Source organism: Pseudomonas sp. (assembly GCF_035277045.1).
GTDB lineage: Bacteria > Pseudomonadota > Gammaproteobacteria > Pseudomonadales > Pseudomonadaceae > Aquipseudomonas.
Window position 1 is genome coordinate 82,744 of sequence record NZ_DATELE010000158.1, and the last position, 13,533, is coordinate 96,276.

Annotated in this window: 17 protein-coding genes; 5 read left to right on the plus strand and 12 right to left on the minus strand. The window is 61.5% G+C overall.

Annotated elements, in window-relative coordinates; all coding sequences use genetic code 11:
• The first annotated feature begins 47 nt into the window (after positions 1–47).
• Together VJS90_RS07715 and VJS90_RS07720 are read left to right on the plus strand one after the other, a co-directional pair.
• On the plus strand, positions 48–641 hold the full coding sequence (locus VJS90_RS07715; RefSeq protein WP_324120656.1) for a phosphoheptose isomerase: 594 nt from the start codon (positions 48–50) through the stop codon (positions 639–641).
• Positions 638–1,216, plus strand: a complete 579-nt coding sequence (locus VJS90_RS07720; protein WP_324120658.1) for a BON domain-containing protein — start codon at positions 638–640, stop codon at positions 1,214–1,216. The genes VJS90_RS07715 and VJS90_RS07720 overlap by 4 nt, the downstream gene beginning before the upstream one ends.
• A gap of 55 nt (positions 1,217–1,271) precedes the next feature.
• Here the strand turns inward: VJS90_RS07720 and VJS90_RS07725 are convergent, their stop codons facing one another.
• From VJS90_RS07725 to rplM, 7 genes are all read right to left on the minus strand, one after another.
• The gene (locus VJS90_RS07725) at positions 1,272–1,700 is read right to left on the minus strand and encodes a ClpXP protease specificity-enhancing factor (protein WP_324120660.1); all 429 of its coding nucleotides are present in this window, start codon (positions 1,698–1,700) and stop codon (positions 1,272–1,274) included.
• A 12-nt stretch (positions 1,701–1,712) separates the two neighbouring features.
• On the minus strand, positions 1,713–2,336 hold the full coding sequence (locus tag VJS90_RS07730; protein ID WP_324120662.1) for a glutathione S-transferase N-terminal domain-containing protein: 624 nt from the start codon (positions 2,334–2,336) through the stop codon (positions 1,713–1,715).
• A 126-nt stretch (positions 2,337–2,462) separates the two neighbouring features.
• A complete protein-coding gene (locus VJS90_RS07735) occupies positions 2,463–3,242 on the minus strand; it encodes a cytochrome c1 (RefSeq protein WP_324120664.1) in 780 nt (259 codons plus the stop codon).
• Positions 3,242–4,453: a cytochrome bc complex cytochrome b subunit gene (locus VJS90_RS07740; RefSeq protein WP_324120666.1), complete on the minus strand. Its 1,212-nt coding sequence runs from the start codon at positions 4,451–4,453 to the stop codon at positions 3,242–3,244. The genes VJS90_RS07735 and VJS90_RS07740 overlap by 1 nt, the downstream gene beginning before the upstream one ends.
• Positions 4,453–5,046: a ubiquinol-cytochrome c reductase iron-sulfur subunit gene (gene petA / locus VJS90_RS07745; RefSeq protein WP_324120668.1), complete on the minus strand. Its 594-nt coding sequence runs from the start codon at positions 5,044–5,046 to the stop codon at positions 4,453–4,455. The genes VJS90_RS07740 and petA overlap by 1 nt, the downstream gene beginning before the upstream one ends.
• Before the next feature lie 263 nt (positions 5,047–5,309).
• Positions 5,310–5,702 carry a 30S ribosomal protein S9 gene (rpsI, locus tag VJS90_RS07750; RefSeq protein WP_316920020.1) on the minus strand — a complete coding sequence of 131 codons (393 nt, stop codon included), beginning with the start codon at positions 5,700–5,702 and terminating at the stop codon, positions 5,310–5,312.
• Positions 5,703–5,716: 14 nt separating this feature from the next.
• The gene (gene rplM / locus VJS90_RS07755) at positions 5,717–6,145 is read right to left on the minus strand and encodes a 50S ribosomal protein L13 (RefSeq protein ID WP_158459941.1); all 429 of its coding nucleotides are present in this window, start codon (positions 6,143–6,145) and stop codon (positions 5,717–5,719) included.
• A gap of 249 nt (positions 6,146–6,394) precedes the next feature.
• Between rplM and VJS90_RS07760 the strand changes: the two genes are divergently transcribed.
• Positions 6,395–7,435, plus strand: a complete 1,041-nt coding sequence (locus tag VJS90_RS07760; RefSeq protein WP_324120670.1) for an NADP(H)-dependent aldo-keto reductase — start codon at positions 6,395–6,397, stop codon at positions 7,433–7,435.
• Between the two features lie 213 nt (positions 7,436–7,648).
• Entirely contained in the window at positions 7,649–8,548 is a 900-nt protein-coding gene (locus tag VJS90_RS07765) for a GlxA family transcriptional regulator (RefSeq protein ID WP_324120690.1), read from the plus strand.
• A 38-nt stretch (positions 8,549–8,586) separates the two neighbouring features.
• Here the strand turns inward: VJS90_RS07765 and zapE are convergent, their stop codons facing one another.
• The 3 genes from zapE to VJS90_RS07780 form a co-directional block, all read right to left on the minus strand.
• Complete coding sequence (gene zapE / locus VJS90_RS07770) at positions 8,587–9,681, minus strand: cell division protein ZapE (protein ID WP_324120672.1); 1,095 nt, start codon at positions 9,679–9,681, stop codon at positions 8,587–8,589.
• A gap of 83 nt (positions 9,682–9,764) precedes the next feature.
• Positions 9,765–11,114 carry a tryptophan--tRNA ligase gene (locus VJS90_RS07775; protein WP_324120674.1) on the minus strand — a complete coding sequence of 450 codons (1,350 nt, stop codon included), beginning with the start codon at positions 11,112–11,114 and terminating at the stop codon, positions 9,765–9,767.
• A gap of 25 nt (positions 11,115–11,139) precedes the next feature.
• Positions 11,140–11,775, minus strand: a complete 636-nt coding sequence (locus tag VJS90_RS07780; protein WP_324120676.1) for an alpha/beta hydrolase — start codon at positions 11,773–11,775, stop codon at positions 11,140–11,142.
• A 140-nt stretch (positions 11,776–11,915) separates the two neighbouring features.
• On the opposite strand from VJS90_RS07780, the gene VJS90_RS07785 reads away from it, so the two are divergent.
• Positions 11,916–12,353 carry a YhcB family protein gene (locus VJS90_RS07785; RefSeq protein ID WP_324120678.1) on the plus strand — a complete coding sequence of 146 codons (438 nt, stop codon included), beginning with the start codon at positions 11,916–11,918 and terminating at the stop codon, positions 12,351–12,353.
• Positions 12,354–12,416: 63 nt separating this feature from the next.
• Here the strand turns inward: VJS90_RS07785 and VJS90_RS07790 are convergent, their stop codons facing one another.
• Positions 12,417–12,809, minus strand: coding sequence for a tail fiber domain-containing protein (locus tag VJS90_RS07790; protein ID WP_324120680.1), 393 nt, complete (start codon positions 12,807–12,809; stop codon positions 12,417–12,419).
• Positions 12,806–13,015: a hypothetical protein gene (locus VJS90_RS07795; protein ID WP_324120682.1), complete on the minus strand. Its 210-nt coding sequence runs from the start codon at positions 13,013–13,015 to the stop codon at positions 12,806–12,808. Before VJS90_RS07795 ends, VJS90_RS07790 begins: the two co-directional genes overlap by 4 nt.
• Positions 13,016–13,533 lie beyond the last annotated feature (518 nt).

The window sequence follows — 13,533 nt, forward strand, 5'->3', positions numbered from 1 at the left end:
GTTGCCGCGCGTCGCGCCGGCCACCGCCCCACTTAAGGTCACACCAGATGGACATGCAATCCCGAATTCGCCGGCTGTTCCAGGCCAGCATCGATACCAAGCAGCAGGCTATGGACATCCTGGCACCCCACATCGAACTGGCAAGCCAGGTGATGGTCAATGCAATGCTCAACGAGGGCAAGATGCTCGCCTGTGGCAACGGTGGCTCCGCGGGAGACGCCCAGCACTTTTCCTCGGAACTGCTCAACCGCTTCGAGCGCGAGCGCCCGAGCCTGCCGGCCATTGCCCTGACCACCGACAGCTCGACCATCACCTCGATCGCCAACGACTACAGCTACAACGAGGTGTTCTCCAAGCAGATCCGTGCGCTGGGCCAACCGGGCGATGTCCTGCTGGCGATTTCCACCAGCGGCAACTCGGCCAATATTATTCAGGCGATCCAGGCCGCACATGATCGCGAAATGACTGTCGTAGCTTTGACTGGGCGCGATGGTGGCGGCATGGCGTCGCTGCTGCTGCCTGAGGACGTCGAGATTCGCGTACCGTCGACCGTTACCGCACGTATCCAGGAAGTCCACCTGCTGGCGATCCACTGCTTGTGCGATCTGATCGACAGCCAATTGTTCGGGAGTGAAGAATGATCCCTAAACGCCTCGGCCTGATGGCCCTGACACTGTGCCTGAGCATCGGCGGCTGCACCTCGGTGCTCAACGCCTCTCGCGAAAAGCCGATCGAAGATGACCGCGGCACCCGCACCATCGGCAGCAAGATCGACGACTCGTTGATCGAGACCAAGGTCGGCGTCAACGTCGCCAAGGCCAGCCCTGACCTGGACAATGGCTCACACATTGTCGTCAGCAGCTACAACGGTGTCGTGCTGCTGGCCGGCCAGACCCCGCGCGCCGACCTCAAGAGCCTGGCCGAGCAGGCCGCCGGCCAGGTACAGCGGGTCAAGAAGGTGCACAACGAGCTGCAGGTGATGCAGCCCTCCTCCATTCTTGCGCGCAACAACGACGCCTGGCTGACCACCAAGATCAAAACCCAGATGCTGGCCGACGCCAACGTGCCTGGCTCGCGCATCAAGGTCATCACCGAAAACGGCATCGTCTACCTGCTCGGCCTGCTGACCCAGCAGGAAGCCGCCCGCGCCACCAGCGTGGTGCAGAATGTGTCGGGCGTGCAGAAAATCGTGAAGCTGTTCGAATACATCGATTGAGCCAAGGCCGTGTTGCCCTGACAAAAAAGGCGATCCCTGGGGATCGCCTTTTTTGTCACTTGACCACTTTGAGGCTTGGACGCCCCGTGGGTCGCGGCGGCTGCCCGCCACCGGAAGGTCCATCATCATCGGGCTCGACACCCTCCTCTTCAAGCTCATCGCCATCCATCAGCGGCGGCTCAAGCTCGAAGACCATGCCTTGGCCGTTTTCCCGGGCGTAGATGCCCAGGATAGCCGCGCTCGGCACGTACAGGGTGTGAGCGACGCCACCAAAGCGCCCTTCGAAGCTCACCGCCTCGTTATCCATGTGCAGTTGGCGCACGGCATTGGGCGAGATGTTAAGGACGATCTGGCCATCGCTGGCGAAACCCTGGGGCACCTGGACAGCCGGGAATTCGGCATTGACCAGCATGTGTGGCGTGCAATCGTTGTCGACGATCCACTCGTACAGCGCTCGAACCAGATAAGGGCGACTGGAGTTCATCAACGGGTCCTCTTAAACCTTGCGCATTTCACGTTCAGCAGCAGACAGGCTTGCCTGGAAGGCTTCGCGGGCAAACTGTCGCTCCATGTAATCAAGCAGCGGCTTGGCTTGCCGCGGCAATTCGATACCCATCACCGGCAAACGCCAGAGTATGGGCAGTAGACAACAATCGACCAGGCTTTGCTCCTCACTCATGAAACAGGGCATTTCCGCGAACAGCGGCGAGACCCCGGTGAGACTCTCGCGCAGCTCCTTGCGCGCCTGGGTGCGCGCGCTGTCCTTGCCGCGCGGATCGAGAATCACATCCACCAGCGCGCACCAGTCGCGCTGGATGCGGTGCATCAGCAGCCGGCTGTTGCCGCGCGCCACCGGGTATACCGGCAGCAACGGAGGATGTGGATAGCGCTCATCGAGGTATTCCATCACCACGCTCGACTCGTACAACGCCAGGTCGCGATCGACCAGGGTCGGCACGCTGCCGTAAGGGTTCACTTCAATCAGCTTCGCAGGCACGCGGCCAGCATCGACATCGATGATCTGCACGCTGACGCCTTTCTCGGCAAGGACGAGCCGTACCCGATGAGAATAATGGTCAGCGGGGTCGGAGTAGCAGGCTAACCTGTTGGTCACGCCCATGGTGGTCCTCCTCGCAGGGGGTGGAACGACAATTTGGATACTGCAGATGCAAACGCGCCCTGGGGCCACCCCTGCTCCTGCAGGAGCGCCCCAGGGCGCATTCAACTACCAGAAACGACTGCGTGATCAGTGCACGTCCTTCCAGTATTCGCGCTTGAGCAAATACGCGAACACGAAGAAGAAAGCCAGGAACAACAGCACGTAGGTGCCGATGCGCTGGCTCTCCAGCTTGACCGGGTTGGCCGAATAGGCCAGGAAGGTCACCAGGTTCTTGACCTTCTCGTCGAACTGCTCTGGCGTCAGGGTACCGGAATTCGGCTCGACGGTCAGCTGGTCACATGCTTCATGGGTCAATGGACTGCCCGTCAGCGGGTCGAACTGGCGCTTGCCATCGGCTTCGGTCTGCACCTGCTTGCAACCGATCACCTGGTTGCCTTGCAGGCCGACCAGCACGTTGGGCATGCCGACATTCGGGAAGACCTTGTTGTTCGAACCAAAGGGCCGCGAGGGGTCCGCGTAGAAACTGCGCAGATAGCTGTAGAGCCAATCCTCGCCACGCACCCTGGCGACCTGGGTCAGGTCAGGGGGCGCTGCGCCGAACCAGGCCTTGGCGTCGCTGGCCTGCATGCCGATCTTCATGTGATCGCCAATCTTCGCGCCCGTGAACACCAGCTTTTCGAGCATCAGCTCATGGGGAATACCCAGGTCATCGGCCACTCGCTCGTAACGCTGGAACTTGGCGCTGTGACAGCCCATGCAGTAGTTGGTGAAAGTGCGCGCGCCGTCTTGCAGGGCGGCCTTGTCGGCGAGGTCGATCTCCACCTTGTCCAGCTCCAGGGAAGATTCGGCAGCATGAGAAAGGGTGGAAAACGCTGCCAGGATCAATGCCGCGATAAGCTTTTTCATCAGCCAGTCACCCTTTGCGGAACCGGTTTGGTCTTCTCGAGCCTGGTGTAGAACGGCATCAGCACGAAGTAGGAGAAATACACCACGGTACAGGCCTGGGCCAGCAAGGTTCGGCCCGGCGTGGGCGCCTGCACCCCGAGCATGCCCAGGATCACGAACGCGATGCAGAACAGCGCCAGCCAGACCTTGCTCAGCCAGCCCTTGTAGCGCATCGAGCGCACCGGGCTGCGGTCCAGCCATGGCAGCACGAACAGCACCGCGATGGCCGCGCCCATGGCCATGACACCGAACAGCTTGTCAGGCACCGCGCGCAGGATCGCGTAGAAGGGCGTGAAGTACCAGACCGGCGCGATATGCTCGGGCGTCTTGAAGGCGTTGGCCTGCTCGAAGTTTGGCTTTTCGAGGAAGTAGCCGCCCATTTCCGGGAAGAAGAACACCACCGCGCAGAACACGAAGAGAAACACCACCACCCCGACGAGGTCCTTGACGGTGTAGTACGGGTGGAACGGGATACCGTCGAGCGGCACGCCGTTCTCGTCCTTGTGCTTCTTGATATCGATGCCATCCGGGTTGTTCGAACCCACCTCGTGCAGCGCCAGGATGTGCAGCACCACAAGCCCGAGGATGACGATCGGCAGGGCTATCACATGCAGGGCGAAGAAGCGGTTGAGGGTGATCCCGGAGATCAGGTAGTCGCCACGGATCCACTGGGTCAGGTCGGCGCCGATCACCGGGATCGCGCCGAACAGCGAGATGATCACCTGGGCGCCCCAGTACGACATCTGCCCCCAGGGCAGCAGGTAACCCATGAAGGCTTCGGCCATCAGCGCCAGGTAGATCAGCATGCCGAACAGCCAGACCAGCTCCCTGGGCTTCTGGTACGAGCCATAGAGCAGGCCGCGGAACATGTGCAGGTAGACGACGATGAAGAACGCCGAGGCGCCTGTGGAGTGCAGGTAACGCAGGATCCACCCGTACTCGACATCGCGCATGATGTACTCGACCGAGGCGAACGCCTCCTCGGCAGAAGGCGTGAAGCTCATGGTCAGCCAGATGCCCGTGAGTATCTGGTTGACCAGCACCAGCAGCGCCAGCGAGCCGAAGAAATACAGGAAGTTGAAGTTTTTCGGGGCGTAGTACTTGCTCAGGTGTTCTTCCCACATCCGCGTGGCGGGGAAGCGGGCATCGACCCAGTCCATGAACTTGCTCATCACGCGCTCTCCTGATCAACGCCAATGACAATCACATCATCCGTCTCGTACGAGTGGGGCGGCACGGGCAGGTTCAGCGGCGCCGGCTGGGCCTTGTAGACGCGGCCGGCCAGGTCATAGTGCGAGCCATGGCAGGGGCAGAAATACCCACCGACCCACTTTGGCCCCAGGTCGGCAGGGGCGACCTCAGGGCGGAAGACCGGGGAGCACCCCAGGTGAGTGCACAGGCCGACCAGAAGAATGATCTCGGGCTTGATCGAGCGGTTTTCAGGATCAACGTAACTCGGCTGCTCGGAAGCCTTGGATTGCGGATCAGAGAGCTCGCCTGCGATCTTCTTGAGATTGCCGAGTATTTCCTCTGTTCGCCGCACAATGAACACCGGCTGGCCGCGCCACTCCGCCACCATTTGCTGGCCTGGCTCGATCTTGGCGATGTTGACCTTCACTGGCGCCCCCGCGGCCTTGGCCTTGGCACTGGGAAACCATGACCCCACGAACGGGACCGCTGCCCCCACCGCCCCTGCCGCACCCACCACCGATGTGGCAGCCACAAGGAAGCGACGCCGGCCAGCATTGACGCCGTCATTGCTCATTCAGTCCTCTCCCATCAGCTTTGTGGCCTGTTGAAACAGGCGTCTAGTCAGGTAACGTCTGCGGCATTAAAAATTTGGCCGAATGGTAATTAAAAAGACCTTACAGTGACAAGGTGATTACCCGGGGCGCAGGCTGCAACCCGTGCATTCCTTGACCTGCGTCTATGCGGCAAGTGGCCACGGACCTGTCTGTCAGGTTAGTTCAAGCCATAAAAAAAGCCCGGCTCCTTCCGGAACCGGGCTTCTTGACTGCCGAAGCGAAATTAACGCTTGGAGTACTGAGGACGCTTACGCGCTTTACGCAGACCCACTTTCTTACGCTCGACTTCACGAGCGTCGCGGGTGACGTAGCCAGCACGACGCAGAGCGCCACGCAGGGATTCGTCGTAGTCCATCAGTGCACGGGTGATACCGTGACGGATTGCACCAGCCTGACCGCTGACACCACCACCGATAACGGTGACGTAGATGTCAAACTTCTCGGTGGTCTCGGTCAGTTCCAGCGGCTGGCGAACAACCATGCGAGCGGTTTCGCGGCCGAAGAACACGTCCAGAGAACGGTTGTTGATGGAGATGTTACCGGTACCAGGACGCAGGAAAACGCGAGCGGTTGCGGTCTTGCGACGGCCAGTGCCGTAATTTTGAGTCGCCGACATAATGAACTATTCCGTTAAATCTTCAGTTCTTGAGGCTGCTGAGCAGTATGAGGGTGAGCAGCGCCCGCATAGACTTTCAGCTTACGGTACATGTCGCGACCCAGCGGGTTTTTCGGCAGCATGCCTTTAACCGCGGTCTCGATCACGCGCTCAGGCGCCTTGGCGATCAACTTCTCGAAGTTGATTTCCTTGATACCGCCCGGGAAACCGGAGTGGGAGTAGTACATTTTGTCCGTAGTCTTGGCACCAGTCACACGGATCTGCTCGGCGTTGATGACGACGATGTAGTCGCCGGTGTCAACGTGAGGAGTGTATTCTGGCTTGTGCTTGCCACGCAGACGGCTAGCGATTTCGGTGGCCAGACGACCCAGGGTCTGACCAGCGGCGTCAACTACGAACCAGTCGCGCTTTACTGTTTCCGGTTTAGCAGTAAAAGTTTTCATTCTTTATAGCCTCAGGGGCCGCCCAGCGAAAATAAGACGGCGGATCTTACTGGATAGTGCTTCGCTTGACAAGTTCAAGCGCGCAGCCGTACACGGACGCTATCGGGGGCTCGGGTCAGCGCGTCCAATATTCGGCAGGGTTACTCCAGAGGGCGGGGCATCACTTCCACACACGGAGAGGGTCAGAATTATCCAGATTGCGCGAAAAATTACAACCTGCTTTGATGCTTATTTTACAGGGAGAGACGCATGGACTATCGCAAGCTGGGACGAACCGACCTGAACGTCAGCGCGCTGTGCCTGGGCACCATGACCTGGGGCGAGCAGAACGACCAGGCCCAGGCCTTCGCTCAGATCGCCGAAGCCAAGGCCGGCGGCATCAATTTCATCGACACCGCCGAGATGTACCCGGTGCCGCCACGCCCCGAGACCTACGCCGCCACCGAGCGCATCATCGGCAACTGGTTCGCGGCCAATGGCGACCGCGACGACTGGATCCTGGCCAGCAAGGTGGCGGGCCCCGGCAACGGCATCAGCCATATCCGCGACGGTCAGCTCAGGCACAACCGCCAGCACATCGTCAGCGCCCTGGACGCGAGCCTCGCGCGCCTGCGCACCGACCGCATCGATCTGTACCAGCTGCACTGGCCGGAGCGCAGCACCAACTTCTTCGGCAAGCTGGGCTACCAGCACCTGCCGCAGGATCACTTCACCCCGCTCGAGGAAACCCTCGAGGTGCTGGACGAACAGGTGCGCGCCGGCAAGATCCGCCACATTGGCCTGTCCAACGAAACCCCGTGGGGCACCATGAAGTTCCTGCAGCTGGCCGAGAGCCGCGGCTGGCCACGCGCGGTGTCGATCCAGAACCCCTACAACCTGCTCAACCGCAGCTTCGAGGTGGGCCTTGCGGAAATCGCCATTCGCGAGCAGTGCGGGCTTCTGGCCTACTCGCCCCTGGCGTTCGGCATGCTGTCGGGCAAGTACGAGAATGGCGCGCGCCCCGAGCAGGCACGCCTGACGCTGTTCAACCGCTTCGCGCGCTACTCCAACCCGCAGACCGTGGCCGCGTGCAGCCGCTACGTGAGCCTGGCGCAGACCCATGGCCTGGACCCGGCGCAGATGGCCCTGGCCTTCGTCACGCGCCAGCCCTTCGTCACCAGCAACATCATTGGCGCGACGAACCTTGAGCAACTGCGCAGCAACCTGGCTAGCCTGGACCTGACACTGGGCGACGAGCTGCTGGCCGCCCTCGAAGCGATCCATCAGGAACAGCCCAACCCCGCCCCGTAAGACCCGGGAGGGTTCCCGCCCGTCGTGCGGGAACCCAGGGTAGACATGATCGGCAAAAAATAAGACGATCCAGCCGGTGATTGACCACTCTCCCTTATAAGAACAACGACAATGATGTTTACCCAACCCCGCGCATCCCTGCGGCGCGTCAGCATCCTGGCCGTCGACAACGTGTTCGCATCGACCCTGATGCAAGCCAAGGACTTTTTTCACCTGGCCAGCCTGCGCTACAGCAAGCAGATGGGCCTGGGCCTGCAACCTCTGTTCGAAACCCGCCTGGTGAGCCCGGACGGGCTGCCCGTGGACAGTTTCAGCAATGTCCAGCTACCGGTCGACGGTGGGCTGGAACAGGCCGATATCATCATCCTCCCGGCTTTCTGGGACGACTTCGACACACTGCGCCAGCGTTACCCGCAGGTCCTTGAATGGCTGCGTGAGCAGCACGCCTGCGGCGCGGTACTGTGTGGCGAGGCCAGCGGGGTGTTCTGGCTGGCCGAGGCCGGCCTGCTGGACGGCAAGGAAGCGACCACCTACTGGCGATTCTTCAACACCTTTGCCGAGCGCTTTCCCAAGGTCCGCCTGAATCAGGACAAGCACCTGACCGACGCTGACAACCTGTACTGCGCGGGCGGCACCACCTCGGCCTGCGACCTGTACATCTACCTGATCGAGCGTTTCTGCGGGGCCAACGTCGCCCAGGCGGTGGCCCGCGACATCCTTTACGAGGTGCAGCGCAGCTATACGCCGGGGCGAATGGGGTTTGGCGGGCAGAAGCTGCACCAGGACCTGATCATCCTGCAGATCCAGCACTGGCTCGAAGAGCACTTCGCGGACAAGTTCAGGTTCGAGGATGTCGCGCGCAACCACGGCATGAGCATCCGCAATTTCATGCGCCGCTTCCAGAGCGCCACGGGCGACAAGCCGCTGCACTACCTGCAGCGCCTGCGCATCGAGACGGCCAAGGGATTGCTATCGAGCTCCCGCAAGAGCATCAAGACCATCAGCTACGACGTGGGCTACGACGACGCCAGCTTCTTTGCCCGGCTGTTCCGCCAGCATACCGGGCTGTCACCGAACCAGTACCGGCAGCAGTTCGTGCAGGAAGCTGGGTAGCACCGAGGGAGCGGCCTTGCGCCGCTCCCTCGGGACGATCATGGTTTGTGCGCGCGCGACAGGAACTCGTGGGACTGCATTTCCAGCAGGCGGCTGAGCGTGCGCTGGAACTCGAAGGTCAGACGGCCTCCGGTATACAGGTCCTTGAGCTCGACTTCGGCCGAGATGATCAGTTTCACGTTACGGTCGTAGAATTCGTCGACCATGTTGATGAAGCGTCGGGCGATGTCGTCGGTGGTAACGCCCATCTGCTCGACATCGCTGATCAGCACGGCATGGAAGATCTTGCCCAGCTCGATGTAGTCGTTCTGGCTGCGCGGACCGTCGCACAGGGCGCGGAAGTCGAACCAGGCGACATCGTCGCAGGTACGCCGTGCCTTGATCTCGCGGTTCTCGATCATCAGCACGTCGTTCTCGACGGCCTGGGTGCATTCAGGCGTCAGCGCCTTGAAGCTCTGGCGCAGGCTTTCGTGCGCGGCCGCGTCGAGTGGATAGTGGAACAGCTCGGCCTGCTCCAGGTGGCGCAGGCGATAGTCGACGCCGCTGTCGACGTTGACGATCTCGGTGTTCTGCTTGATCAGGGCGATGGCCGGCAGGAAGCGGGCGCGCTGCAGACCGTCCTTGTAGAGGCCGTCAGGCACGATGTTGGAGGTTGCCACCAGGGTCACGCCATTCTTGAACAGCTCCTCCATCAGGGTGCCGAGGATCATGGCATCGGTGATGTCGGACACGAAGAATTCATCGAAGCAGATCACCCGCGCCTCATCGGAAAACCGCTTGGCGATGATCGTCAGCGGGTTCTTCTCGCCCTTGAGCGTCCTCATTTCCTCGTGCACGCGCTTCATGAAGCGGTGGAAGTGCGTACGCACCTTCTGCTTGAACGGCAGCGCTTCGAAGAATGTGTCGACCAGATACGTCTTGCCCCGCCCTACCCCGCCCCAGAAGTACAGGCCCTTGACCGGTGCCTGTTCCTTCTTGCCGAACAGCTTGCCGAACATGCCTGGCTTGCTGTGCTGCGCGGCCAGCAGATCGTCGTACAGACGCTGCAGGTGACGCACCGCTGTTTCCTGCGCCGCGTCATGGAAGAAATCGGGACGTTTGAGATCTGCTTGATATCGTTCTAGGGGCGTCATAAGTCGTTAGCAAGGCAACAAAAGCGGGCCGTCACTGTAACGACGGCCCTGGATAATGGCAATCAGACTTGCGGCAAATTGCCTCAGTCCGCTTGTGGTTGCAGCGCCACGCGCAGGCTTTCGATGGCGTCATCGCGGGCGCTGGCATCGCTGAACTGCGGGCCCTCGGCCACGCTTTCACCGTCCAGCCACAGGCTGAAGCTCAAGGCCTCGACCCGCACATCCAGTTCACCGCCCTGCTGCAGCTGCTTGCTCACGCCACCGGCGCTCTTGCCATCGGCAAAGCTGCGCGACAGCAGCAGTTGCTCGCCATCGGCCGCCAGCAGGCGGAAGCGGAAGCTGCCGTCCTCGTCGCGGAAACTGATGAAACGGGCGTTCTTGGCGGCCTTCTTCTTCACCTCGCCCGCGGCCTGCACGGTGCTTCGGAACGAGCGCAGGCCCACGGCTTCGCGCAGTTGCTCGAGGAACGGGCTGGCGGTCTTGCGCGCCTTCGTGGCGCCTGCCAGGAGGATGTCCTCGAGGTCGGCCGGACGGGCGATCAGCTGGTGATAGCGCTCGCGCGCCTCGCCCAGCTGGCTGTCCAGCTGCTGGAACAGGCGCTGCTTGGCTTCACCCCAGCCCAGTCCCTGCAACAGCTCTTCACGCAATTCGGCGGCCTGCGCAGGGGTGGAGAAGGCCTGGTACAAGGTGAACAGGTGCGAGGTGTCCGGGTCCTTCGGCTCGCCTGGCGCGCGCGAGTCGGTGACGATGCGCGAGATCGCGCCCTTCATCTCCTTGGCACTGCTGAACAGCGGGATGGTGTTGTCGTAGCTCTTGGACATCTTGCGACCGTCCAGGCCCGGCAGCGTGGCCACGCTTTCCTCGATCACCGCTTCAGGCATGACAAAGAATTCCTGGCCCTTGCCGAACAGGTGGTTGAAGCGCTGGCCGATGTCGCGGGCCATTTCCACGTGCTGGATCTGGTCACGGCCGACCGGGACCTTGTGCGCATTGAACATCAGGATGTCCGCGGCCATCAGCACGGGGTAGCTGAACAGGCCCATGGTCACGCCGGCATCCGGGTCTTCGCCGTTTTCGACGTTCTTGTCCACCGAGGCCTTGTAGGCATGCGCGCGGTTGAGCAGGCCCTTGCCGGCGACGCAGGTCAGCAGCCAGGTCAGCTCGGGGATCTCGGGAATGTCGGACTGGCGATAGAAGGTGACTTTTTCCGGGTCCAGGCCACCGGCCAGCCAGGTGGCGGCGATCTCGAGGCGCGAGCGCTGGATACGCAGCGGGTCATCGCACTTGATCAGGGCGTGGTAGTCGGCCAGGAAGTAGAACGAGTCGGCACCGGGTTGCTGGCTGGCGAGGATCGCCGGGCGGATGGCACCGGCGTAGTTGCCCAGGTGCGGGGTGCCGGTGGTGGTGATACCGGTAAGGATGCGCGTAGTCATGGGTTATCGCTTGATCAGGCTTGGCTCAGTTCGAGAGACGCGGCAGGACCAGATCCTTCAGATCGGTCAGCTTGCCATGAAAGAAGTGTCCGCATTCTGCCACTTTCAGCAGCTCATGGGGGCGTGGCAGTGCGTCGGACCAGTCGTACACACGCTGCGGCTCGACCACTTCGTCGGTGTCCGGCTGCACCAGGGTCAGCGGGCAGTCGCGGGGCAGGCTGTGCTCCGCGGTCAGGCGCATGACCGCCGGGGCAATCATGAACAGATGTTGCAGCGCCACACCCTCGGCTTCCAGGCGGCCGCCAAGGCTCGCGGCGACGAATCCACCAAAGGAAAAGCCCATCAGCACCAGCGGCAGGCCGGGGTGAGTGGCACGTAGCCAGCCGGCCGCGGCCTGGGCATCATCGACCTCGCCACTGCCCATGTCATGGCTGCCTGCGCTCTGTCCGACGCCGCGGTAGTTGAAGCGCAAGGTGATGTAGCCGGCGTCGCGGGCGGTGCGCTGCAGGGTCGAGACCACCTTGTTGAGCATGGTGCCGCCCTGTACCGGATTGGGATGGCAGATCAGCACCACGCCCCGTGGCTCGGCGGCATCGAGGTACAACGCTTCCAGTTGGCCGCTCGGGCCGTCGATGAATACAGGGGTTTCGCGGATAAGCAAGGCACTACTCCGTGACCTCGGAATGGGTCGACTCGTCTAGCTGAAAGAATTCTGTTCTGAGATATTTGCGATCGCTCGCGGTATACAGCGCAGGTCCGAGCCGTTAACGTAAAGCAAAGCCGTTTATAGAGGAAGGACTCGTGGAACTCTCGCTCCTGGTTTGGTTGTTGCCGACCCTGGCCCTTGTCGTGGGCGTGGTCATTGGCTTCGTGGTTGCCCGCGTGCTGCCCAATGCGGCGCCGAGCAGTACACAGCGCCAGCTGGATGATATCCAGCAGCGTTTCGACAGTTATCAGAATGAGGTGGTCACTCACTTCAACAGCACCGCTTCGCTGGTCAAAAGGCTCACCCAGAGCTACCAGGATGTCCAGGACCACCTGGCCGACGGCGCCAACCGCCTGGCGCTCGACGAACTGACCCGCCAGCGCCTGCTCGCTTCGTTGCATTCCGATGCGGCCCAAGGCCCGCGTGATCGCCTGACCCCGCCGAAAGACACCGCCGAAGTGCCACGCGACTACGCGCCAAAAACGCCGAACTCGCCGGGCATGCTGGATGAGCAGTACGGGCTCAAGCGTTAAGCAGATGGAACAAAAAGGCCTCGAAAGAGGCCTTTTTTATGGGTTATCGCTGGAGCTCGGCGCCTATTTCGTCTGTGCCCGCTCCAGCTTCTCGATGCGGGCATTCAACTCACGCACCGACTCGATCAACGGGGCGACCAGTTTCTGATAGTCGACCGTCAGCAGGCCTTCCTTTTCATATACCAGCTGCGGAAACACCTGCTCCACATTCTGGGCGATCAGCCCGATGTCTTCACGGCCGGAGTCCTTCCAGCTGAACTGGACACCGTTGAGTTGCATGAGCCGTTGTGTCGAGCCTTCCAGCGGCTGAATCGCGTTCTTGAGGCTGAAGTCGCTGAACGGACAGCAAGGCTGGCCCACGTCCCCAGACGCGAGGACGACTTCAGATGCGCTGGCTGGAATCGCGGCCAGAGCCATTACTGCCGCGCCGATTGTCTTGCCGATGCCACGTTTCATTTTTTACCCCAGGTCTTGGTAAGGATTTTACCGGGAGCAAGTGTATGGACGGCAGAAACAGGGCCCATCCGAAAGAGTGGAACTAGGTCAGCGAAAAAGGCGAATGATGTGTAGGAGTTATCTGATGGCCGCCTGGTAGCGACGGCCAGCAAGGCCAGCACCTGCTTCACACCGTCTTCCAGGTAGGCGCTCGAAGTGTCGATCACGCTGGCTGTATCCGGTGTTCCCTGCCACCACCGCACAACATGGCAGTCCTGCGCCCCGGCGAGGGCTCTGCCCTCGTTTCGCGGCACAAGGCACGCTCCCACAGGGCCCGGTAATGCCGGGCCAGGGACTGTGATTACCTCGGTAGAAGACAGTTGCTGCCACAAGAGCTGGCAAGGCGAGCTCGATTTGGACTCCCCGCCCAGCGCAGCGGGCGTTGTGGGAGCAGGCCTCGTGTCGCGATCGAGGGCGTAGCCCTCGCCGGGGCACGGGATCACAAGATTGTGCGATGCCGGCAGGGGACAAAGGCAGTTGCTCGTACAAGCCCGGTAATACCATGCTGGATTTCATGGATTCCATTGCACCTGTAGCCGGTTTTCCGGAGCGCCAAACCACCGCGAAGAGGCCAGCACAGGCAGCGCGTTGAACTCCGGTTATACCGCCCCATAAAAAAACCCGCCTGGCTTTGACCAAGGCGGGTTTTTTCATTCAAGCCCGGCGCTTAGATCGCGCCATGCTT